This is a genomic window from Williamsia sp. Y853 (assembly GCF_056786495.1).
Genome location: NZ_JBXCJC010000004.1, coordinates 741,189 through 762,561 on the forward strand (window position 1 = coordinate 741,189; position 21,373 = coordinate 762,561).

The window sequence follows — 21,373 nt, forward strand, 5'->3', positions numbered from 1 at the left end:
GCGGGCAGCTCCGTTGCGGCCTTTGATGAGCGAAAACTGGTGATTTACACCTGGATTCGGTGCTATCGACGCTATCGGCGACCACTTCGCCAGGCCAGGTTCACAGTGGCCGGATCTGCAGGGCGATCACGGTCTATGTGCACAATCAGCTGGTCGCGACAGATGTGAGGGACTCGAACTCGGCCAGCATCGCGGCGCCGACGGCCTTGTCCTGTTCGCCGTTGCCGCCGCTGATCCCGACTGCGCCGACGATCTGGCCGTCGTAGATCAATGGAAAGCCGCCGACGAAGATGGCGAACTTCCCGGGCAGCATGTGGCTGATACCGAAGGCCTCGTTACCGGGGAGCGCGGGGCCGTTCGGCGGCTCGTTGAACAGATGCGTCGCCCGTTCGTGTCCTGCCGCGGTGAATGCCTTGGCGATCGCGATATCGACCCCGGTCAGCCGCGCTCCGGGAAGTCGGTGCAGGGCAATGACATTTGCGCTCTCATCACAGACGCAGAGCGTCTGTTTGACGCCGATCTCATCGGCCTTTGCGCGGCCGGCCATGAGAAGGGGCAGCGCGTCGTCGAGTGTGATCCGGTGTATTTGATGCATTGGGTCGCTCTCTTCGAGGGGGGTCCACCGAACGTCACGGTGGTAGGTGTGGTGTCCGATCGTGGCGGTCGCCATCGGGACATCTCATTTTTAGCAGCGCCGGAGCTCGGACGGCGTGGTGAAAGTGGCCTAGGATCAACACAATATGTGGGCATTGTGCACATCGTTTGAGTGCGAGTGACCCCGATAATGGGTGGATGCAGTGTGTCCGGCAACCGCCGGCGTCAAATTCCCTGTGGAAGAAGGCAGACCGTCATGGAACCCAGCCCTCGACTCACCGGCCGCGGCCTCCTGGATGAAACGCTGATGGCCGGTGCAACGGTGATCTCCGGAACCGGTAGCCTGGATCGTCCGCTGACATGGGCACTTCCGTTCAGTGAGGTCATGGGACGCTACGACAACCTCGACGCGGTTGCGGTGTACGCCCGCCCGGAGGCGATCGGGGGTAATCCGCAGGCATTGACCGCGCTCGCCGCGCGCGGTGCTGCGGCCTTGATCATCGACGGCTCGATCCCCTCGGCGATCGCCGCCATGGTCCTGCCTGAGGATATGGCTGTGGTCGAACTGTCGTTCCCGATCGGTTTCGCCGACCTGAATCGTCTTCTGGCAGAACGGTCACTGAATCAAGAAGTGCATGTCATGCGGTACTCGTCCCACGTGCACAGCACGCTCGCCGGGCTGCTGCATCGAGGTGCCGGGATGGCGATCCTGATCCGAGAGGTCTCGACGCTTGCCCAGTGTCCGGCGCTCGCGCTCGATGCCCGCGGTACCGTCGTCGCCCAACACGGCATGCCTGGGGACGAAACCGCATCAGTGTACGAACGACTGCGAAACAATCTGGTGGACCGGCAGAGTCGTACTTCTGGCCGGTCCGCACACGGCGCTACCACCTGCGTGGTCGAACTCGACGATGAGGAGCACCGGTATACCTGTACCGCGAGCTCCATCATGCTCGGAAAATGGTTCGAGGGCTGGGTTGTCGTACTGGCCGGTGGACCGTCGTCTCCTGGCCTGCACGATCTCGCTCAGCATGCGGTGGTCACAGAACAGGCGACAGCGATCGTCGGATCAGAGATGTTGCGACAACGCAGCGTCGACGAAGCCGAGGAACGTGCACGGGGCGACTTCGTACAGGCGCTTGTGCACGGCAGTTTTGCGAGCGAACACGACCTGCAGACACGTGCGGACTACCATGACGTCGACCTCACATCGACGTTCGGTGTCTTCGTGGTGCCGGTGCCGGTGCCCGCGCCGAAGGCGAACTCGTCCGATTCCGACCGGAGCGGGAGTCTGGTGAAGATCGCGCGTCACGTCGCGGGAGTACTTCCGGATCCGGCAGTCCGCTCGTACGTCACGGTGATCGGCGATGTGCTGGTGGTGGTTCGGACATTGAAGTCCCGCGACGACCGGGAGATCGAAGTCGAGATGGCCGAATACGCGGAGGCGATGGCTTTCGATGCTCAACGTCGCGGCAGACGCACCACAAGGGTGGCACACGGCGCTTCGGCTCTGGGTGTCGATCAGATCCGGGAGAGCTATCGGCAGGCACGGGTCGCGCTGGGTATCGGTCAGCGATTGCAGATGACCGGGTCGATCGCGTATCGCGACCTGCGTGGCTTCGGGGTCCTCGAACTCGTCTCCGGCACCGATCGTGGCCGACAACTCGTCCGAGATGTGTTGGGGCCGTTGCGCCCGGGCTCGGACCTCTACGACACCCTGGTCACATATCTCCGCGTCGGCGGCAACGTGAACGCTGCCGCGCGTGACCTCAATGTCCACCGGAACACGATGCTGTCCAAGCTGGACAGGATCACCCGGGCCCTGCGTATCGATGTCCGGGTGCCGGAGAACCAGTTCACGGTCTGGTTGGCAATCCGGCTGGAGTTGCTCGAACAGATCCACCATGCGGTGGACGGCGAGATCAATTACCGCTGAGGTTCTTTCAACGGCCGGGCCCCGACGTCTTCCGGATCGTGCCCGAGGAAGGTGGCGCCGAGACCGGCCGCTGCCACGATGGCACACACCCCGAAGAGTGCCGGATACGACCAGCTGTCGATCGCGATGGCGACCCACGCGGCGCCGAGTGCCGAGCCACCGAACCGGATGAGGTTGAACAGGCCCAGTCCGGTGCCCTGCGCGCCTGCGGGGGATCGTGTCGACCCTGCGGCGGCCGGTGTCTGGACCATCGCGATCCCGATACCTGTGGTGATCAACGCCCCGACCATGGCCGGGCGGTTGCCGTCAGATCCCCAGACCACCAACACCATCGCGACCTGGGCGAGAATCAGCACGCACAACCCGGCCCTCATCATCCGGCGAGCGCCGAGTGAGTCGGACGTGCGCCCGACCACTGGTCCGAGCAGGGCCATCGCCGTCGGCAGGGCGAACAGGATCAGGCCCGCTGCGGCCGTGGACTCACCGTGGTCGTTGAGATAGAGCGGCACGGCCAGCAGAGCTGAACCCAGACAGAACATTTGGGCGCACGCTGCGACGGCGCTACGGACGAAACGGGATTCGGCGGCCAACCGGACGTCGACGAAGGGTGCCGCGGCCCGACGCGCGTGCCAGATGAACCAACCGAGTAGGGCGCCCGCCGCACCGATCAAGCCGAGCACGACGGCCACGTGTACACGCGGCTGGGGCACCAGGGTCAGGCCCAGAACCAAGACTCCGGCCCCCAGCGTCAACGCGATGGCACCGGTCACATCCAGGCGCATGACACGTCCCGGATAGGCGGGTATCCAACGCATCGTGCCGGCAAATCCGATGAGCGCCACCGGGATCAGCGGGACGAAAACCCAACGCCAGCCCCATGTCCCGGCGATCAGGCCGCCCATCGACGGGCCGACGGCCTGCCCGATCCCGTTCACGCTCGCCCAGGCGCCGACTGCCCTGGCCCGCCGCTGCGGGCCGAATAGCCAGGCGATCAAGCCCATCACGGCGGGCGCGAACGCGGCGGCTGCGACACCACCGAGTGACCGCCACGCGATCAGAGCGGCCAGGCTCGGCGCGGTGGCAGCACCGGCGGAGCAGACGGCAGTGGCCAGCAGGGCACCGCAGTACACCCGGCGCCTGCCGAAACGGTCCCCGACATACCCGGCGAGCGGCATTGCCGCGGCAAAGGTGAGCAAGAAGCCAACGGCGACGAGAACCCCGTCTTCGAGAGGGGCGTTGAAGTCGGAAAGTATTTCCGCGAGTGGGACATTGACGATGTTGTTGCTGACCGTACCGACCAGCGTCCCGGCAAGCAGTGCCGAGAGGGCCAACGGGGTACCGGCGTCGTCTGTGTTTGTCGTCTTGGCCGGGCCGGCAGTGGTGGTCATCGGTTCCTCATCCCAGTCTCCCGGGCCGGGTGGCCGGCGCCGCACCCTACCTTCTCACCGCGTGGGGTGGTGAGCACTACCGCGAATGCTGCATCGTGCACATCATTTTCGTACATTCCTGTGCATACTGCACCGACCGGTTCGTGTGATGCCACGTCCGGATTCAGGCCGCGGAGACGCTGGGAACCGCTGCTTCGCGACGTTGTTCCCGTACCGCGAGATGACCGATGATCGCGGCGGTGATCATCAGGACCGCGGCCAGTGCCATCGGGACCGCAACGTGCAGGCGCAGCAGCAGTGCCCCGGCCACGGCGCCGAGGAAGATCGTGAGAATGGCGGCGAGCCGCCGGTTTGCGAGGCTGTGCCTGCTGCCCAGCATGAACGACTCACCGGCGAGCTGGGTGAGGGTGGAGGTGACGACCACCGTCGTCATGTCGGTCACTGCCAGTTTCCGGGCGACGGCCGCCTGGGAGCCCATCACGGCCGCTGTGGTTGCGGCGACCGCGATCTGGACAGGTTCGGCGTGCGAGTCGGCGAGGGCAAGGACCAGGGCACAGCCGGCGAGCGCGCTGCCCCCGGCGACCAGCAGGCCGGTGGTGCGGCGCAGGTGCCAGGTCTTCTCGTGACCCCGTAGAAGCAGGCCGGCCACGTACGCACCCGCCATGAACGCCAGCACCGCGAGCAATGGCCCGAGAATCGGTAGTCCGTCGGCTCCGGCCAATCCCATACCGAGGATGACGATGTTGCCGGTCATGTTGCCGGTGAACACCCGATCCAGGGCGAGGTAGCCGACCGCGTCGACGATGCCGGTGACGAATGTCAGGACGATGACGGGTATGAAGGCTGGTTCGAGACGGAAGCGCGGCGGCATGGTGTGTGGGCTCCTCGGTGAGCGTGGACGGGGGACGAGCGGACCGGTCGACACCGAATGCCCGCCACGGATACTCCGCGGCGGGGCACTCGAGACGGATCGGTGTCAGAGGAACAAGATGGCAAACAGCGTGCAGAGGACCAGGCCGCTGACGACGGGCAGGAAGCACTTGCGGGCCAGGTCGAGCACCGGAACGCGGGCGAATCCGGCCACGGCGACGAGTGATGACCAGGCAACGAGCGTGCCACCGCCCGACCAGATGTTGCCCATCTGACCGATCGCCGCAAGGGTCGAGGGATCCATGTCGACGGCTGGACCCAAAGCCCCGGAGAGTGAACCGGTCAGCGGCAGGCCACTGAAACCGGAGCCCTCCAGACCCGCGACCATGCCGATGAACAGGATGCCGAACGCCGTCACGAACGAGTTCTGCGGGAGGTGCGACTGGGCGGAGTTCACCAGATCGAACAGGATTGCCGGACCCGCCTGGTCGTCGGAGTAGCCGAGAATCGCGCCGGAGAAGTCGGCGTTTCCGATGAAGAAGAAGCCGGCGATGGGGAGCACGATGCCCATCGCTTTGAAGGCGAAGACCAGGCCGTCGATGAGGTGCTCGGACGTGGTCTCGAGAAAGTTGCCCTTGTCGGAGACCGCGGCGGCCGCGAAGAGCACGAGAGTGGCAATACCTCCGACGATGGCGGCTGCATCGCCGCCCTTCAGGGCCGGGACGACACCCACCTTCCCCAAGATGAGATAGACCACGAGGGCCAGATACACCAGTGGTACCAGCATCGCGAAGGTGCGAGCCATCGCCGACTTCGCAGGCGGTTGGTCGTCCACGACTGTTTTGCGCTCGATGACGGCAGTCGCAGTGGAGGGTGTGGCGGTGGCCGCGATCGCCACCGGTTCTGCGCCGTCCGGCCGTGGTCCAGCGGGTCCGCCGGCGGGCTCGGAGCCCGGTCCGCCGACACCACCGTCTTCGCCCAGCTCATCACGCAGGTCGTCGGCACCACGGTCCGCCTCGGCCTCCCATTCGACGAGCAGGTCCGGTGACGGGGAGCGCCAGTGTTTGCGCTGCATGACGAACGTGATGATGAGGGCGGTCAGGCCGACGATGAGCGAGAGGATCATCGCCTTGTCGGCCACCGTGTCGGTGTCCACACCCGCGCTTGTTGCAGAGATTCCGGGCGCGACCTTGATGATGTAGTCCGACGACAGTGCCATACCCTGACCGCAGATGGCGATGACCATACCCACCGACAGTGGCGACAGACCCGCGCGGATGGCCACCGGGATGAGCACTGCGCCCACGAGTGGAACCGCAGGTGTGGGCCAGAAGAACAACGAGATCACGTAGGTGACGACCGCCAGAACGATGAAACTGCTTGTGCCGGTACGCATCACGCGCCTGAATGGAGCGACCATCAGGCGGTCGGCTCCCATGTGACGAAGTGCGCCCAACATTGCCGTGACCATGGCGATGATGAGGAAGATGTTGAAAAGCTCTTTGGCGGCAACAAGACTGGCATTGAAGATCGATGCGAGACCGGTGATGATGCTGCCGGAGAAGACGAAAGCGGTCAGAAATGTGGCGATTACAGCAGGTACGACGATGTTCTTGCGCATTGCCATCGTGATGAGGATGACGATGATCCCGACGAGATACACCCAATGGGCGGCAGTGAGATGAGCGTTCAATGTGGCTCCTCCGGAAAACGCACCTGGGCCGATATGGTGCGGGGCTGTGCGACTTGAGTTTTCCGCCTGCACCGGTGCCCGGCAACGCGAACGTTGCACAGTCGTTCACGTCATAGATGTGCAATCTTCACGCATTGTTACGGGCGTGTTACTTCCATGTCTGCCCGGTAACGCCGGGTCATCTCCCCGGCCTGCTCCTGAATTTGGAAAAGGACCCCACACGGACGTTGCGTCGCGTGTGGGGTCCTTCGTCTAGGGGCTTCCTGAGGGTGGATCAGGAAGCGGGGAGGTAGCCTTTGTACTCGTTGAACAGTGCGACCTGATCAGGGGTGAGGTCGCCCTGGGCGTTGGCCTGATCGAGCAGGTCGTGCAGCGCGGGATCATCGATGGTGGCCTTGAGCTGAGCGACGATGTCGTCGGTCGCCTGTGACAGGTTCGGGAGCTCGGGCACGGCCGGGATTTCCAGGTTCGGAGCCGCGGTGGGAGCTTCGCGCTCGGTGGCGCCGCTCAGGCCGGTGCCGCAAGTGGGCCATGCGCCCTTGCCCTGCGAAGCGAGGACACGCTCGGCAACAGCGATCTGCTGCTCCTTGGAGGCCTGGTCTGCGGACGGGGCGAATTCGCCGCCGCCGTGGCCGGTCCAGGTGCTCGGGGAGAATTGCAGGCCACCCTGGTAACCGTTTCCGGTGTTGATGGCCCAGTTGCCGCCCGACTCACACTGTGCGACGCGGTCCCACTCTGAGTCGGTGGCCGCTCCGGCGTTGCCGCCGCCTGCGAAGGCGAGGCTGGCGCCGCCGCCGATGACGGCAGAGGTGAGGGCGATCTTGGCAACGGTGCGACCGGTGTTGGTCGGCTGACGATGACGTCCGGACATAAGGTTTACTTCCTCTCTCCACGCGCCTACGAAGTCAGCTGTCGGGTTCGAGCGAGAGGTTGCTCGGTTCCGCTGCGCGGAACTGCACCCCAAGGATTTCGTCGGTGTCGGGCGTTGCCGCCATCGACCGTCGGAATCCGGTGATCTCCAGGAGATGTTTGGGTCCCCCGCCCTCGTCCCTGAATTACGTTTGGAGTTTCTCGGAACGCGGGACGAGGTTGGGCGCGGCGATCCGAGAATATTCAGTTGCAATGTGGCCGATCAGTTCGACCGAGTGAGACGCTACGTGTTAATTCGCGCTTGCACACGCCTATCTGAGGCGCCCCAACTGTGCATCCCGAGGGGACTTTTGGCCCGGATTTGGCATATTTGCTGCTCACCGCTATGAGTGTCGTCCCGTGTCCGATCCGTGATCTAACCGTTATGTGAGTAACATCACAGCATCATTCAAAGGGAGGAAGCGCTCAAGTGGGTCAAATGACCCGATGTGCGGGCGGGTGTCCGGTTGCTCAACCGCCCGCGAACGGCGGGAGAACGTCAATTGTGTCGCCTCCGGCGAGGGTGCGCGACCGGTCTCGGACCGCTATCGACTCATGCAGATATGAGCATCGTTGCAACACTTCGGCCAATTGCGGATTCGCTTGGCCCAATTCATTTTCCAGATCGGCAAGAGTCGCTTTGTCAGTGAGGTGTATCACCATTTGTTCGACACCGGCAGCGGCTTGCGCGGCTGCGAAAAACCTGACGCAGATCTCCATGTCAGCCACCGATCGCAGACATGGGCCGAGAGGGCTGCAGAAAGCCTGGGTCATTGACCCCGTGGCCTGGCAATTTGCCCCAGGTTGCTTCTCGCCACCGCAAGGCAATGTGCTGATCTGAATTCTCAGTTGATCTCAGTAAACCTCGGATGTCGGTCTCCGAAGTGGCGAACAGGCAGTTGCGGAGCTGTCCGTCGGCCGTCAGGCGCGTCCGGTCGCAGTCACCGCAGAACGGACGTGTCACCGAGGCGATGATGCCGACCCTGGCCGGTTTGCCGTCCGGGGTGTGGTGACCTTCGACGAGCCACCGCTGCGCAGGCGCGGCCCCTCTGGGTGCGGTGTCCGGACGTAGTTCGAAGTCGGCTTGCAAGGTGTCGAGTATCTGATCGGCGGTGACCATCTTCGTGCGTGACCAGTGATGCTCGGCGTCCAATGGCATCTGTTCGATGATGCGCAACTCGTATCCTTCGGCCAGGCAGAACCGCAGGAGTTCGGGCGCATCGGCGAGACCGGTGTCGGGATCGAGGACGGCGTTCACCTTGACCGGCTGTAGACCGGCAGCGCTCGCCGCAGCCAGGCCCGCGAGGACGTCGGGGAGGCGATCACGGCGGGTGATCGAGGCGAAGCGTGCCGCGTCGACGGTGTCGAGGGAGACGTTGACCCGATCGAGTCCGGCCGCGGCGAGAGTCTCGGCGCTGCGGGCCAGACTCAGGCCGTTGGTGGTCAGCGCGATCTCGGGACGAGGCTCCAGAGCTGCCACAGCACTGATGATCTCGGTCAGGTCCTTGCGTAGTAACGGTTCACCACCGGTGAATCGGACCGCGCGGATACCCAGGTCGCGGACTGCGATACCGACGAGCCGGACGATTTCGTCGGAGGTGAGGACGTCGGCTCTGTCGAGCCAGTCGAGGCCCTCGGCCGGCATGCAGTACGTGCACCGGAGGTTGCAGCGGTCGGTCACCGATACCCGTAGATCCCGTACTGCCCGCCCGAAAGTGTCGATCATCGGTCCGGAAGTGGGCGTCACGGCGTCGGTCACCGGTCGCGCGTTGGGACCGGTCGGCATACCGAGGGCGATGGCTGTCACAGTCCCCAGCCTACGGTTTGCTGCACCTGCGTGGTGAGCACAGGCGGACACCGGGCGGTGTCGGAAGGAAAATCCGTCAGGAGCGACGCTGTAGAGCGCGGAATGCGCTTGCGTGGAACACCAGCGGCTCGTGGTCGGTGTCGGCGCGCAAGGCCAGCACCTTGAGGAGTACGAGGCTGTGATCGCCTGCCGGGATCTCGTTGTAGATCTCGCACGCGAGTTGGGCGACCGCGCCGCCGATGAACAGCGCACCGTCGGCAGTTGTTTCGAGGTTGAGTCCGTCGAACCTCTTTGCCGCCGGGCCCGCCAACTGCTTGCACTCGGCGTCCTGGTCGTGTGCGAACACCGACACTCCGAGGACGGCAGCGGAGTGCAGCTTCGGCCACGTCGTCGACTCGTTCTGCACACACAGCGATACCAGTGGCGGATCGAGGGAAACGGTGGCGAAGGAACTCGCCGCGATACCGATCGGGTCACCGTCGCCCTGATGGCATACGGCGACCACGCCGGTCGGAAAACAACTGTAGGCACGCCGCAGGGCCGAACCATCGCTGGTGGGCGTCAGGGCTCCGTCAATATGAAGGCTCATCTCGAGCGTCACTCTAGTGGGGGGCTGTTGTTGTCGCCGGACTGGTCGGCCTGCTGTTTCGCCCGGCGCCCTGATCGGAGGGCAAAAATCAGCCCGAACAAAAATCCCAAGGGCGCACACATGATGAGCAGATAGACGAACAGGGGAGCGGTTTCGCCGGTGATCGGCTCGGCGAGAAACAGTGCGATCAGGGCGATGAGCCCAATCGCGAACAACCCCACCGCAACCCGTAGCAGTCCGGCGCCTTCGGCTTTGCGCATGTGGTCAACGGTAGTGCAGTGCCGCATATGCAGCTGAAGGCGAGGTCGCTCACCTGCCAGACGAAGCCGAAGGCGGAGCTCGCTCACCTGCCGGACGAAGCCGAAGGCGGAGCTCGCTGTCACGGTTGCGCGATGGGGGAAACCATGGTGTTGGGAGCCTGGTCGAGGGGCTAGACTGATCAAACGCGTCTGGCTGGACCGCACTTGTCACAGCGGGCGCTTTCGTTTTGGGTCACGCGAACAGATGAGGGTGAGCACAGTGCCTACCGGCAAGGTGAAATGGTACGACGCGGAGAAGGGCTTCGGCTTTCTCTCGCAAGATGATGGCGAAGACGTCTATGTACGTTCGTCAGCGCTCCCCGCTGGAACCGAGGCGCTCAAGCCCGGCCAGAAGGTCGAGTTCGGCATGGCTGCGGGTCGTCGCGGTCCGCAGGCGCTCACGGTCAAGATTCTCGACCCCGCGCCGAGCGTTGCCAAGAACACCCGGGAAGCCCGCAAGGAGCAGCCCAAGCGGCATAGCCCCGACGAGCTCCACGGCATGGTCGCCGATCTGATCACCTTGCTCGAAGGCAAGGTGCAGCCCGATCTGCGCATTGGTCGCTACCCCGATCGCAAGACTTCACAACGTATTTCAGAGGTTGTCCGGGCCGTGGCCCGCGAACTCGAATCCTGATTCCACCCTCGGCGGGGCCGACCTACCCGGAAGCGGGTACGTCGACGCCGTCGGGGAGTGTGTCGATACCCCAGATGCCTCGTTGGATGAAGACGCCTGGTTCGGTCTCGATCTGCGACGGCTGGGTGATCTGGACAACGGCCAGAATCTTGTCCTCGGTCGATGGCAACGTGATGGTGCGTTTGGAATCGCTGAGGTAGATGGTCTCGGTTCCATTGTCGAAACCTTCGGCGGTCAGATACTGCACCACCAGGATCCACGGTCCGACAGCCAGTTCATGGGACAACGACACCATGAGCGTGTCCCCGACGGCAACGGGAACCCGCGTGGGCGGATTCGTCGCCGAGCCCTCACATTTGGACAGATCGATGGTGCAGTAGGCCAGCGGTTCGACGCGGACCAATGTGCTGCCGGAGGCCACCTGGAGGTACGGGATGTCGTCGCTCTTGTGGCCCGCGGTCAGTGCGGCAACCGAGCCGCCGACGATGGCTACGAACAGGACGGCAACAATCGCCGCGATGGTGGCGAACTTCTTTTCGCCTGCGGTCAAACTCATTCTTCGCGAGCACCCTTTTTCCGTGTGTTCTTGTTCCACGACTCCCGCACGGTGGGATCGACGTGGATTGCGCCGGTCGGCATTGTCATGTCAGGTCGCTTGCCGCCGAAACCGGGTACCAGGGTCGATCCCCGGTTGGTGACAAAGGTCTGGGCGAAGCCCAGGACCAGCAGAACGGTGACCACACCGAATCCGATGGACAGATTGGTCGGCAGCAACACGCCAAGGGAGGCCCCGAACACCCAGCCCATCTGCAGCACGGTCTCGGAGCGACCGAATGCGGACGCTCTGGACGCGTCTGGCAGATCGTCCTGGATGGACGAGTCCAGGCAGACCTTGCCGATTGCGCTGGTTCCGGATGCGATCAACGCGGCGATGATGACAAAGATGAGGTTGCCGAAGACCGCGGCGAGCAGCGCGACGAGTGCACACGAACCGGTGACGATCACAACGATGCGCTGAGGATTCGGGAGCTCGAGCCGGGTTCCGGTGGCATTGCCGATGAAGTTGCCGATACCGGCTGCCGCACCCACCGCGCCGAGCATCGCGACCTGCGCCCAACCGCTGCCGCCACCCTGCTGCGACTTTGCGTAGAAGGCGATGAACAGCGTCAGGAACCCGGTGAGGATGCGGATCGTCCCGTTGCCCCACAGTCCCACCAGGACATTGCGGCCCAACGGTTGCCGGATCGTTGCCGTCAGCGCTTTGACCGTCGACTTCTTGGTTTCGTCGGGTGACGGCATCTGGGTTCGGGCCGGCTCACCGTGGTACGTCAGCGTCGTCGGCACCTCACCCTCGGTGACCTCGACCCACGACGGGATCCGCATACACAGCACCGCACCGACGACGGTGATGATCGCCAGCCACACCATCGCGCCCGGAATGTGCAGCGGCAGAACCTTGCCGAGCGTCATCTCGAAGAAGGCGGCCACGCCGCCACCGACGATGGTGCCACCGACCAGGCCGAACGTGGTCAACCGCGAATTCACCCTCGGCAGGTCGATGGTCGGCGGGAGGACGCGTGGCGTCACCGCGGATTTGAGAACGCCAAAGGATTTGGACAACACCAACATTCCCAGGGCACAGGGGTAGAGCACCCATGGGTCGTATGTGAGTTGGCTCGAGGCCGCATCCCATCCGGAGTTGGCCATCACGAGCAGCGCCAGGATGGTCCGGCCGAGAAATGTTCCGGCCATGGCGATCCGGCGACCGCGTTGCAGTTTGTCGAGCAGTGGTCCGATCAGTGGCGCGATGATGGCGAACGGGGCGATGGTCAGCGCGAGATAGAGCCCGACCTTGCCCTTGGATTCGGCACTGGCCGCGGCGAAGAACAGGGTGTTGGCGAGCGCGATCGTCATCGCGGCGTCGACGGCGAAGTTGACGACCGTCGGGTACGTGAGCGCGGTCAGTCCGGATCGATCGGCGCCGTCCGCCGTGGCGGCCTGATGGATTTTCCCCAGGCCCTTGGACGTCAGTTCGCGACCGCGCATGGCCGCCACCCGTGTGACGGTGAGTTTGCGCGGCATGGCGCGGGCTTTGTCGTCGCTGTGGTAGTCGGTCTCGTCGAGCGGGGGCAGGTGCCGGTTCTGCGACGTCTGCTGTCGGGTGTCGTGGCGACCGGGTGCACCGGGTGGCGGGTATGCCCCGGACGGATCTTGTCGTGGGGGGTTGTTCCGCGGCGGTTGGTTCCGGGGCTGTTGCCTCGTTGGCTGTTGATTCGGGGGTGGCTGGTTTTGGGGCGGTTGGTTCTGGGGCGGTGGTTTCCGCATCCCGGGGCCTGCAGGCGGGGGACCGGGATGCGGTGCGCGCGGGGATCCGCCGTCCGCCGGGTAATTGGCAGAGCCCGGATGTGCGGTGGGCGTTTGGCGCGGACGCTCCCGGGGGTCGTGACCGGATGCACCAGCATGGCCGCGCGCGTCTCCGCCCCGGTCCGAGGGGGTCGCACGAGGATCAGGTGGTGGATTTCCTCGGTTCACTTTCCTGATTCTTCCCTATCTCGTGACCGCCGACCAACCCTCGTGCACTCCGGGCGGGTTGCGATACGGCACACTAGAGGGGTGAACGCGGTTACTGAACAGCCAGAAACAGCGACCGATGGTGCGCAGCCCGACAAACAGCGGGTTTCGTCGCTCCTGACCTCGGCCGTCGATCAGGCGCGGGCCGCCATCGACGCCGACGAACGGGAAATCGGGGAACACCTCGACGCGGTGACCGAGGCCGACTACACGGTGACCCACTACTTTGCGGCGAACGTGCCCGGATATCGCGGGTGGCAGTGGTGTGTGGTGTTGGCCGGGTGCCCCGACAGTGACGACGTCACCATCAACGAGGTCGCTTTGCTGCCCGGGTCTTCGGCACTGACCGCACCGGTCTGGGTGCCGTGGGATCAGCGGGTCCGGCCCGGCGATCTGCATCCAGGTGATCTGCTCGCCACGCCCGCCGACGATCCGCGGCTGGTGCCCGGCTACGTCGACAACGGTGATTTTGATCTCGTCGACGAAGAAGCGGCGGTCGGCGAGGCGATCGGGCTCGGCCGCAAGCGCTTGTTGAGCTACGAGGGCCGTATCGAGGCCGCGCAGCGTTGGGTCGACGGCGACCACGGTCCGGCCGCCGAGATGGCCCGCACCGCGAAGCACAACTGCGTCTCGTGCGCGTTCTATCTTCCGGTGGTGGGCTCCTTGCGTGCGGCGTTCGGCGTCTGCGCCAACGAGTTCTCTGCCGATGGGCATGTGGTCCACGCCGACTACGGCTGCGGGGCGCACTCGGATGTGAAGGCACCCGAGGGTGCAGGCAGTCCGGCTTACGACGCCTACGACGATGGCGCGGTCGAAATCCACGCGAATACCTGAGCTGCGCGTGATGGCGCACTCCTGCGGGTGCCGGTGATGACCGGGCCGGATCCGTTTGGTGTTGATCGGTTGCGGGATTCGATCCTGCAGTCGTGGTTGGCCTCGCCCACTCGTTTGCGTGAGGACACCGCTGCCGAATCCGATCTGGTCGGGGTCGGGTACCGCGATCGCCTGCTGACCGAGCTTGTTGCCAACGCCGCCGATGCTGCCACCGAAGCCGGTGTCGAGGGCCGGGTGGCGGTGTGGATCGACGGTGAAGATCTTCACGTGGCGAACACCGGGTCCCCACTCGACCGGTCGGGCGTGCAGGCGCTGACCGCGTTGCGGTCCTCGAGCAAGACCGGTCACGGTCTGGTCGGGCGTTTCGGGGTCGGATTCAGTGCGGTGGCCGCGGTCACCGACCACGTCCAGATCCGTTCTCGCACCGGATCCATCGAGTTCTCGGCGACGCGCACCAGGGCGCAGCTCGCCGGAACCGACTTGGCCGGGCATCCGGTGCCAACTCTGCGGCTGGCGTGGCCGATCGACACCCAACCGGCTCCTGGCTTCGACACCGAGATCGTGCTGGAACTCGATGGCGCGGTCGACGCGGTTGCCATGCTCACCGATTTTCGCGCCGAGAGTGTCGAGCTGCTGCTGGAACTGCCTGCCGTCGAGACGATTTCGGTTGGCGACAAGAACTTCACGCGGACCCGCGACGGCGATGTTGTCACCATCGGCGCCGAGCACTGGCGTGAATACGTCGCGCCACATGCCCGTTGGCTACTCCCGGTGCAGGGCGATCACGTTGTTCCGGTGTCATCCGGGGTGCTCCGGGCACCGACCCGGACCGATGTCGAACTCACGGTGCCTGCGATCTGTGTCGGCGACGTCCGTCTGACGGCAGATCGTCGCGGACTACATCCGGATGCCGATATCGCGACGCTCGCAACGGGCTACGCCGATTTCGCTGTTGCTCTGCCTGCGGTGGATCGGCTTGTGTTGGTTCCGGCGCCGGGTTTTGCCGCCGGTCACGAGGACGAGCGGTTGCGGACCGCGGTGATCGATGAACTGCGCGAGCATCGGTGGTTGCCCGGCGCCGACGGGAACGATCTGATTCCCTCCCGTTCCGAGGTGTTGGTCGACCTGACCCCGGGTCTCGCTGCGCTGATCGGCGAGATCGTCGCCACGTTGGTACATCCGGATCTGTCCGAACGGTCTGCGTTGAGTCGGTTGCGTTCGGTGGGGGTCACCGAGATCGGACTGGCCGACATCGCGGCGCGGCTGACCGGTGTGGTGCGCGAACCACGGTGGTGGGGAGAGCTCTACGCCGAGCTGTCGGTACTCGCGCAGGGGCAGGTGGACGAACTCGGAGCATTGCCGGTGCCACTGGTCGATGGCCGGACGATGCCCGGTGCTCGCGGCACCGTGTTGCCGCCGTACGCATCTGCCGACGCCGACGCCGACGACACACAGACGGCAGCACCGTCGTGGCTGCCCACCATTCACCCCGATGCGGTCCACGAACTGCTCGAGCGCCTCGGAGCCCGGCGGATCTCGGTGGGGGAGATGCTCGCCGACCCCGCGCTGCAGGCCGAGATCGAATCCGATCCGGGCAGTGAACAACTCGCCCGAAGTGTGCTGGGTCTTCTTCGCAGCGCCCCGGATTCGTCGGTCCCGGGATGGCTGGGCTCGCTGGAGCTGCCGACCATCGATGACGAACCCCGTCCGGCGGACGAACTCTTGCTGCCGGACAGTCCGTTGGCCGCTGTGCTGGTTGATGATTCACCGTTCGGAGTGGTCAGTCCGGAATGGGTGCAACAGTACGGGGCAGCGGCCCTGCGGGCACTTGGAGTCGGCTGGGACTTCACATTGGCCCGCGAGGAATATCCGACCGGTCCCGACCACGACCTGCCCGACGAATCGCAGTGGTGGGACACGCTGACCGATGCACCTCAAACATTGACTGCGGTCCGTGATCTCGACCTGGTCGACCCCGAGAAGTGGTCGCAGGCGCTCACGCTGCTGGCCGAATCGCCCGACGTCGCCGTGTTGCTCGCCGAACGCCGCGGCTATACGGCCTGGTGGCTACGACATTTCGCCGTGATCGACGGGATTCGGTTGGGCGGGTGGCGGGCGCCGAGCGACCGGGCCGCCCGGGGTCTGCTCGATCCACTGGAGCACCCACAGGCCGACGGTCTGGCAGGCGCCCTCGGCAGCATCGACGTGGAAGACACAGAGCAGGCACGGATGATGTTGCAGCACTTGGCCGATGTGGATCGAAGCATCACGCCATCGGTGGCGGCGGCGGTTCATACCGAAATGGCGCGTGCATTGCGCGATGGTCGTATCCGTCTCGATGACCTCGAACCGCCGGCGGGGTATCGCACCCTGGCCGGATCAGTGGCGCCGGAGGCGGTTGTACTCGACGCGCCGTGGATGGTGGCCGCACTGGACCCGGCCGTGGCCGTGTCGGTGCTGCCTGGCGAATACGCTCTGGCCGCCAATCTCGCTGATCTGCTTGATATCCCGACCGCAAGCGAGGAGTTCGTCGGAGGGCCGGTCGAGGCTGGGTCGGAATCGACCTGGGATGCGCAGCCCTGGGCCTTGGAGACGGCCCTGTCGCAAAACCGCGAGTTGCCCGTCGGACCCATCAGGGTGCACTCGGAACTGACCGTTGTGTTGCGTCGAGGGGGCAGCAGTGCCGAGTACCGGGTGCCGTGGTGGCGTGACGAGGATGGACTGATCCATGTTGATACAGAGTCCCGCGTCGTACCCGGCTGATCTGCCGGACAGCAGCGGTCTGGTGGCCGCGACCGACCGGGAGACATCGTTCGGTCCGGACCAGCACGTCCTGGACTGGATGGTCGATCACCGCACAGATACCTGGACCACGGTGATGAAGGCGATCACCACGTTGGGCAACACCTTGACGCTGTTCCTGGTCGCGATCGCTGTCACCGCTTTCTTCGCTCTCCGCAGCCAGTGGCGACTCGCACTCTTCGTCGGCCTCGGCTCGGCCGTGGGTTCACTGATGATGGTCGCCCTGAAGGAACTGTTCTCCCGCGATCGGCCGCCCATGCCAGAACGTTTGGTGGATCTTTCGACCCACTCGTTCCCGTCAGGTCATGCCATGTCGTCGACCGTGGTCTACGGATTGACAGCAGTGGCCATCTACCGGTTCAGCCCCTGGGTTCGGGCACACATGTGGGTCTTGTTGTTCGCGCCGTTGCTGGCGCTGGCCATCGGCGTCACCCGTGTGTACCTCGGAGCGCATTGGATGACTGATGTCGTCGCAGGATGGACGCTGGGGGCGCTCTTTGTGGCAGCTGCGACCTGGATGACCTTCAGGACAGGCCCTGTTGAGCCGCCGGGCTCCCGCGCCGCACCGCAAGCTTCTGCAGATACACAACAAAGCACCCGAACAGACCCACACCAAGGCCCACCAGACAGATCGTGAGTGTGGTGTCGGTGCCGAGGTCCCAGATCGCCACGACGAGGGTGGCGATCAGCCAGGCCGTCATCCCGACGACGATCACCGGACCGGGCGCGGTCCACCGGGCGGGGAGTTCGGGGATCTCTGCGTGCATGAAGTCAGGTTAAACCGCATTCGACCACACACGAATTCGTGCCGCCGTCGAGCGGTGCGCGAATTGCAGTTTCTGCAATTAAAGTCGACAGCTGCTCACTTGTGAGGTGAACAAATGAATATCGGCAGTTCAGCGCGCATTTCGATCATGCTCACCTATCCTCGAACCGTGGAGCAGAATGACGAGAAGTTGCCAAGTGATCTGGCGATAGCTGTAGTGCGGCTGACCAGGCATTTACGTGGACGCAGGGCGTCATCTGTCGTGTCGCTTACGCAGCTGTCGGCTCTGTCCACACTCAAGCGCGAGGGATCGATGACCCCGGGTGCCATCGCCGCACGCGAACGCGTCCAGCCGCCGTCGATGACGCGCGTGATCGCCTCGCTGGCAGACCTGGGAATGGTCAAGCGTGAGCCGCATCCGACCGACGGCCGGCAGGTGATCGTGACCCTGACATCGGCAGGGGACGCGCTGGTGGTCGACGAGGCGAACGCACGTGAGGAATGGTTGCGGGCTCAGCTCAAACGGCTCGACGACCAGCAGTTGGCCACCCTCCGCGGTGCGGTCGGCATCATCGAGTCGATCGTCACCGAAAGCGACTGAGCGTCGCCACCGGCGGTGGCCGGTGTTCTCAGAAGGACGTGCCGGCAACCGGTCGGCGGTCCGTGCTGAACGCCTGATCGATTGCGTGCAGGGTGGCGCCATCGACGGTCCACAGTCTTTCCGCGGCAGCGAAGTCGACTGCACGGTACGCACCGAGATAGAGACTGCCCAGCACCGAGATGTCCATTCGGACAGTGGGTTCGGCGTCGGTGGCACTGACCGTGGCTTTGCTGTCGGTGATCGACACATTCCAGCGCCCACCGGAGTCACGGAACGAATCGTTCACCTCGAGCACGAAGTCCGTGTCGTGACCGTAGTCGCGCAGCGAAAGGGCTTGCTCGACATCGAGTATGCGGAGCCACATGCTGTCGTGGATACCGGTGACCGTCGGTGCACGCAGATCGGTGAGTTTGAGGGGGAGAGGATCGTCCACCGGAGTCGTTGCAGTGAGCGCCGGTATCAGATCGAGTCCTGACAGGACCCGCCACAGCTCGGTGTGGGCCTCGTCGGTGACGGTGAAGAGCTCGGAAACCTCTGCGATGGAAACGGTTTCGGACTCGTGATGGATCCGGTAGCTGGCGTAACCGTCGGGGTGCACCAAGTAGTGGAGTCCGCTGCGCCCGTTACGGAGGATGGGGCGGTCGGCGAAGATCATGTTCCACCACACCGGCGTTCGGACGATCGCGCCGGGCCGGGTCGAAACCCAACGGTTGTGGATCTCGGGAACTGATGCGCGGACCTGGTCGGCGTCGGCAAACCGAATCCGCGAGTCTGCAGGCGCCGGTGCCCGCAGGGAGGCCTTCCGCAGGTCCAGACGCAACGTGTGGTCGAAAGCCGCGGGCCCGTATCCGAATCGTTCGTAGATCGTTCCCTCAGAGGCCGTCAGGATCGAGAATATCGACTGCTCGCGTTCCCACTGCTCGAACATCTCGGTGATCATCAGCCGGAGGATTCCGCGTCGACGGTGCGTAGCTGCGACCGACACCCAGGACAATCCGGGCAGGTCGACCTGGAGACCACCGGGGATCGACATCTTCATCCGGAAGAACATCGCCACACCCACGAGGACGGGACGTTCCGGATCGGAGGTGTCGTGGACCACGATGGCGTCGCCATCGGTGACCTTGGATCGGATGTCGGCCAGGGCTTCGTCGTCGAGCGGTTCGACAAATGCGAACGCCCGCGCATCGGCGATGGCGATGTCGGACCAGTCGGATTCGATTGCGCGACGAAGCGTCAGATTACCGTTGCTCACCCTTTCAACCTGTCACATCGACGGTCGGGCAGACTAGCCGGATGGTCGGATCGCACACTCACCCAGGCGGCGTCATGTCGGATCTCACAGTCGACGTGATCGACATCGACGACCCCACCGATCCGCGGGTCGATGACTTTCGAGACTTGAACTCCGCCGACCGACGACCTGACCTGCCCGTTCTGCCCGGCGGCCTGCCGGGTAAGGGGTTCGTCATCGCCGAGGGTGTGCTGGTCGCCCAGCGAATGGTTGCCTCCCGGTTCGCGCCGCATGCGTTCCTGGGCGTCGACAAGCGCCTGCAGGAATTGGCTCCCACCCTCTCCGCCGACGCGGTGGCCGGGGTGCCTTTCTATCGGGTCGGTGCCACCGTCATGGCGCAGGTGGTCGGATTTCATCTGAACCGCGGCGTCCTCGCCGTCGCCCGCCGTCCTGAGCCGATCACGCTCACCGATGTGCTCGTCGGCGCCCGGACGGTGGCCGTCCTCGAAGGTGTCAACGATCACGAGAACATCGGCAGCATCTTCCGGAACGCCGCGGGACTGGGGGTCGACGCGGTGATCTTCGGTGGCGCCTGCGCGGACCCGCTCTATCGGAGGTCGGTCCGGGTGTCGATGGGACATGTGCTGCTGGTTCCCTTTGCCCACGTCGAAAGCTGGCCGTCGGATCTGGAAGTGCTCCGCGACAACAACTTCCGGATAATCTCGCTCACGCCCGACAAAGCTGCCGTCCCGTTGTCAGAAGCAGTGGACGCCGAGCGGGTTGCCTTCATGGTCGGGGCCGAGGGTCCGGGTCTGTCGGAGACGGCGATGCGTTCCGGCGATGTGCGAGCACGTATCCCGATGGCGAGGGGGACCGACTCGCTCAATGTGGCGACGGCCGCGGCGCTCGCCTTCTACGAGCGGGCACGCTGAGCCCTCGCGTGACCTGATGCCGGGGTGCCGGGAGTCAGGGCTTCGCGCCTGCTCAGTGCTTGGGGCCGAACCCGAACCAGCGGGCGACCCGGCCCGGCTTGTGCTCGCTCGACTCGTGGTTGTCACCGCCGTCTGTCACCACGTTGCCGGTGGACCCGCTGCTGGTGGGCCCGCTGTTGGTGGACCCGTTGCCGGTGGACAATCCCAATTCGACATCGGCCTCTGTCGGTACATATCCCTTTGGCCGAATCGCGAAGCCTGAGACGACGATGTTCGCCGGATCGGAGTCCTCGTCGCCCAGTGGCGTGGTGAAGCGAAAGCCGAGCCATTCGCGGATCGCTTGTTCGGCGAACTCCTGTGGGTGAAATGGCAGTGCCTGTGGATCTGGTTGGGCGCCATCGGCGTACATCAGGGGATGCTCGCCGGCCCAGAACGCACCCTCGAATATGAAAGGCAGCCCGATGTTTTCGTGGATGGTGACCGGGTCTGCCGAGAACGAGCGGCGCAGTGTGCCGTTCTCCCAGCGGGCGAAGGCTCCCAGCGACGATTCCGGTTCGGTGTGCAGGACAATCACCTCGTCCGACGGGACCGCAGTGATCCAGGCCTCGGGCAGAGTGGACGGAGTGGTCGTCGAGAGCACCGGGCTGGTGACCACCACAAGCGAGCCGTAGACGCCGACGAACAGCTGATCATCGGCCGGAGTCGCGGCGGACGCAAGGTCTGTCTCACCGATGGGCAGAGCGGTGAGGTCCGGGCACAACGCGCCGGCAAGGCTGGCCGCCGCGGCGGGATCGTGTCGCAGGCCTTGCCTGATCTCGGCTACCGGATCGCTTGAGTTGATGAACCAGAGCATCGACGCCTTCGCTGCCAACTCAAGTCCTTTCGTCGGTGCCGACCTGTCTCACGTACGGAAC

Annotated in this window: 21 protein-coding genes and 1 riboswitch; of the genes, 7 read left to right on the plus strand and 14 right to left on the minus strand. The window is 64.7% G+C overall.

Annotated features, from left to right (window positions below; translation table 11 throughout):
* Window positions 1-145: 145 nt before the first annotated feature.
* On the minus strand, window positions 146-595 hold the full coding sequence (locus AC1TPF_RS23960) for a GlcG/HbpS family heme-binding protein (RefSeq protein ID WP_482141408.1): 450 nt from the start codon (window positions 593-595) through the stop codon (window positions 146-148).
* A 255-nt stretch (window positions 596-850) separates the two neighbouring features.
* Between AC1TPF_RS23960 and AC1TPF_RS23965 the strand changes: the two genes are divergently transcribed.
* Window positions 851-2,530: a PucR family transcriptional regulator gene (locus AC1TPF_RS23965; RefSeq protein WP_482145476.1), complete on the plus strand. Its 1,680-nt coding sequence runs from the start codon at window positions 851-853 to the stop codon at window positions 2,528-2,530.
* On the opposite strand, the gene AC1TPF_RS23970 is transcribed toward AC1TPF_RS23965, so the two are convergent.
* The 8 genes from AC1TPF_RS23970 to AC1TPF_RS24005 form a co-directional block, all read right to left on the minus strand.
* Complete coding sequence (locus tag AC1TPF_RS23970; RefSeq protein WP_482145477.1) at window positions 2,521-3,918, minus strand: MFS transporter; 1,398 nt, start codon at window positions 3,916-3,918, stop codon at window positions 2,521-2,523. The two genes, AC1TPF_RS23965 and AC1TPF_RS23970, sit on opposite strands and share 10 nt — an antisense overlap.
* Before the next feature lie 163 nt (window positions 3,919-4,081).
* On the minus strand, window positions 4,082-4,789 hold the full coding sequence (locus AC1TPF_RS23975; RefSeq protein WP_482140164.1) for a YoaK family protein: 708 nt from the start codon (window positions 4,787-4,789) through the stop codon (window positions 4,082-4,084).
* 105 nt (window positions 4,790-4,894) lie between these two features.
* Window positions 4,895-6,481 carry a TRAP transporter large permease gene (locus AC1TPF_RS23980; RefSeq protein ID WP_482140162.1) on the minus strand — a complete coding sequence of 529 codons (1,587 nt, stop codon included), beginning with the start codon at window positions 6,479-6,481 and terminating at the stop codon, window positions 4,895-4,897.
* 274 nt (window positions 6,482-6,755) lie between these two features.
* Window positions 6,756-7,352 carry a transglycosylase family protein gene (locus AC1TPF_RS23985; RefSeq protein ID WP_482140160.1) on the minus strand — a complete coding sequence of 199 codons (597 nt, stop codon included), beginning with the start codon at window positions 7,350-7,352 and terminating at the stop codon, window positions 6,756-6,758.
* 7 nt (window positions 7,353-7,359) lie between these two features.
* A riboswitch (cyclic di-AMP (ydaO/yuaA leader) is annotated at window positions 7,360-7,558 on the minus strand.
* Window positions 7,559-7,861: 303 nt separating this feature from the next.
* Window positions 7,862-8,110, minus strand: a complete 249-nt coding sequence (locus tag AC1TPF_RS23990) for a MoaD/ThiS family protein (protein WP_482140158.1) — start codon at window positions 8,108-8,110, stop codon at window positions 7,862-7,864.
* A 1-nt stretch (window position 8,111) separates the two neighbouring features.
* On the minus strand, window positions 8,112-9,197 hold the full coding sequence (gene moaA / locus AC1TPF_RS23995) for a GTP 3',8-cyclase MoaA (protein ID WP_482145478.1): 1,086 nt from the start codon (window positions 9,195-9,197) through the stop codon (window positions 8,112-8,114).
* A gap of 76 nt (window positions 9,198-9,273) precedes the next feature.
* Window positions 9,274-9,786: a flavin reductase family protein gene (locus tag AC1TPF_RS24000; protein WP_482140155.1), complete on the minus strand. Its 513-nt coding sequence runs from the start codon at window positions 9,784-9,786 to the stop codon at window positions 9,274-9,276.
* Between the two features lie 8 nt (window positions 9,787-9,794).
* Window positions 9,795-10,046: a hypothetical protein gene (locus AC1TPF_RS24005; protein ID WP_482145479.1), complete on the minus strand. Its 252-nt coding sequence runs from the start codon at window positions 10,044-10,046 to the stop codon at window positions 9,795-9,797.
* 259 nt (window positions 10,047-10,305) lie between these two features.
* Between AC1TPF_RS24005 and AC1TPF_RS24010 the strand changes: the two genes are divergently transcribed.
* Window positions 10,306-10,719: a cold-shock protein gene (locus tag AC1TPF_RS24010; RefSeq protein WP_482140151.1), complete on the plus strand. Its 414-nt coding sequence runs from the start codon at window positions 10,306-10,308 to the stop codon at window positions 10,717-10,719.
* A 22-nt stretch (window positions 10,720-10,741) separates the two neighbouring features.
* Here AC1TPF_RS24010 and AC1TPF_RS24015 read toward each other — a convergent pair whose 3' ends face one another.
* Both AC1TPF_RS24015 and AC1TPF_RS24020 read right to left on the minus strand, forming a co-directional pair.
* On the minus strand, window positions 10,742-11,275 hold the full coding sequence (locus tag AC1TPF_RS24015; RefSeq protein ID WP_482140149.1) for a DUF2771 family protein: 534 nt from the start codon (window positions 11,273-11,275) through the stop codon (window positions 10,742-10,744).
* On the minus strand, window positions 11,272-13,044 hold the full coding sequence (locus AC1TPF_RS24020; protein WP_482145480.1) for an MFS transporter: 1,773 nt from the start codon (window positions 13,042-13,044) through the stop codon (window positions 11,272-11,274). The genes AC1TPF_RS24015 and AC1TPF_RS24020 overlap by 4 nt, the downstream gene beginning before the upstream one ends.
* 288 nt (window positions 13,045-13,332) lie before the next feature.
* Between AC1TPF_RS24020 and AC1TPF_RS24025 the strand changes: the two genes are divergently transcribed.
* The 3 genes from AC1TPF_RS24025 to AC1TPF_RS24035 are packed head-to-tail and all read left to right on the plus strand — an operon-like array spanning window position 13,333 to window position 17,563.
* Entirely contained in the window at window positions 13,333-14,124 is a 792-nt protein-coding gene (locus tag AC1TPF_RS24025) for a DUF3027 domain-containing protein (protein WP_482145481.1), read from the plus strand.
* A 36-nt stretch (window positions 14,125-14,160) separates the two neighbouring features.
* Window positions 14,161-16,887, plus strand: coding sequence for a sacsin N-terminal ATP-binding-like domain-containing protein (locus AC1TPF_RS24030; protein WP_482145482.1), 2,727 nt, complete (start codon window positions 14,161-14,163; stop codon window positions 16,885-16,887).
* A complete protein-coding gene (locus tag AC1TPF_RS24035; protein WP_482140141.1) occupies window positions 16,853-17,563 on the plus strand; it encodes a phosphatase PAP2 family protein in 711 nt (236 codons plus the stop codon). Before AC1TPF_RS24030 ends, AC1TPF_RS24035 begins: the two co-directional genes overlap by 35 nt.
* On the opposite strand, the gene AC1TPF_RS24040 is transcribed toward AC1TPF_RS24035, so the two are convergent.
* On the minus strand, window positions 17,451-17,693 hold the full coding sequence (locus AC1TPF_RS24040; protein ID WP_482140139.1) for a DUF2530 domain-containing protein: 243 nt from the start codon (window positions 17,691-17,693) through the stop codon (window positions 17,451-17,453). The two genes, AC1TPF_RS24035 and AC1TPF_RS24040, sit on opposite strands and share 113 nt — an antisense overlap.
* Before the next feature lie 147 nt (window positions 17,694-17,840).
* Here AC1TPF_RS24040 and AC1TPF_RS24045 point away from each other — a divergent pair, with 147 nt between their 5' ends.
* Window positions 17,841-18,293: an Rv0880 family HTH-type transcriptional regulator gene (locus AC1TPF_RS24045; RefSeq protein ID WP_482141407.1), complete on the plus strand. Its 453-nt coding sequence runs from the start codon at window positions 17,841-17,843 to the stop codon at window positions 18,291-18,293.
* A 28-nt stretch (window positions 18,294-18,321) separates the two neighbouring features.
* On the opposite strand, the gene AC1TPF_RS24050 is transcribed toward AC1TPF_RS24045, so the two are convergent.
* On the minus strand, window positions 18,322-19,548 hold the full coding sequence (locus tag AC1TPF_RS24050; protein WP_482140137.1) for a GNAT family N-acetyltransferase: 1,227 nt from the start codon (window positions 19,546-19,548) through the stop codon (window positions 18,322-18,324).
* Between the two features lie 74 nt (window positions 19,549-19,622).
* Between AC1TPF_RS24050 and AC1TPF_RS24055 the strand changes: the two genes are divergently transcribed.
* Window positions 19,623-20,459, plus strand: coding sequence for a TrmH family RNA methyltransferase (locus AC1TPF_RS24055; protein ID WP_482145483.1), 837 nt, complete (start codon window positions 19,623-19,625; stop codon window positions 20,457-20,459).
* 52 nt (window positions 20,460-20,511) lie between these two features.
* On the opposite strand, the gene AC1TPF_RS24060 is transcribed toward AC1TPF_RS24055, so the two are convergent.
* Window positions 20,512-21,330 (minus strand): DUF6928 family protein, encoded by an 819-nt coding sequence (locus tag AC1TPF_RS24060; protein ID WP_482145484.1) that lies wholly within the window; start codon window positions 21,328-21,330, stop codon window positions 20,512-20,514.
* Window positions 21,331-21,373: the final 43 nt, after the last annotated feature.

What these genes read in the sequence shown, in the direction of transcription:
- AC1TPF_RS24055 (WP_482145483.1), top strand. Translation starts at nt 19,623, where the DNA reads ATGTCGGATCTCACAGTCGACGTGATCGACATCGACGACCCCACCGAT.
- AC1TPF_RS24000 (WP_482140155.1), bottom strand. Translation starts at nt 9,786, where the DNA reads ATGAGCCTTCATATTGACGGAGCCCTGACGCCCACCAGCGATGGTTCG.
- AC1TPF_RS24035 (WP_482140141.1), top strand. Translation starts at nt 16,853, where the DNA reads ATGTTGATACAGAGTCCCGCGTCGTACCCGGCTGATCTGCCGGACAGC.
- AC1TPF_RS24045 (WP_482141407.1), top strand. Translation starts at nt 17,841, where the DNA reads ATGCTCACCTATCCTCGAACCGTGGAGCAGAATGACGAGAAGTTGCCA.
- AC1TPF_RS23960 (WP_482141408.1), bottom strand. Translation starts at nt 595, where the DNA reads ATGCATCAAATACACCGGATCACACTCGACGACGCGCTGCCCCTTCTC.
- AC1TPF_RS24030 (WP_482145482.1), top strand. Translation starts at nt 14,161, where the DNA reads ATGACCGGGCCGGATCCGTTTGGTGTTGATCGGTTGCGGGATTCGATC.
- AC1TPF_RS23990 (WP_482140158.1), bottom strand. Translation starts at nt 8,110, where the DNA reads ATGGAGATCTGCGTCAGGTTTTTCGCAGCCGCGCAAGCCGCTGCCGGT.
- AC1TPF_RS24040 (WP_482140139.1), bottom strand. Translation starts at nt 17,693, where the DNA reads ATGCACGCAGAGATCCCCGAACTCCCCGCCCGGTGGACCGCGCCCGGT.
- AC1TPF_RS24020 (WP_482145480.1), bottom strand. Translation starts at nt 13,044, where the DNA reads ATGCGGAAACCACCGCCCCAGAACCAACCGCCCCAAAACCAGCCACCC.
- AC1TPF_RS23970 (WP_482145477.1), bottom strand. Translation starts at nt 3,918, where the DNA reads ATGACCACCACTGCCGGCCCGGCCAAGACGACAAACACAGACGACGCC.
- AC1TPF_RS24015 (WP_482140149.1), bottom strand. Translation starts at nt 11,275, where the DNA reads ATGAGTTTGACCGCAGGCGAAAAGAAGTTCGCCACCATCGCGGCGATT.
- AC1TPF_RS24005 (WP_482145479.1), bottom strand. Translation starts at nt 10,046, where the DNA reads ATGCGCAAAGCCGAAGGCGCCGGACTGCTACGGGTTGCGGTGGGGTTG.
- AC1TPF_RS23985 (WP_482140160.1), bottom strand. Translation starts at nt 7,352, where the DNA reads ATGTCCGGACGTCATCGTCAGCCGACCAACACCGGTCGCACCGTTGCC.
- AC1TPF_RS23975 (WP_482140164.1), bottom strand. Translation starts at nt 4,789, where the DNA reads ATGCCGCCGCGCTTCCGTCTCGAACCAGCCTTCATACCCGTCATCGTC.
- AC1TPF_RS23965 (WP_482145476.1), top strand. Translation starts at nt 851, where the DNA reads ATGGAACCCAGCCCTCGACTCACCGGCCGCGGCCTCCTGGATGAAACG.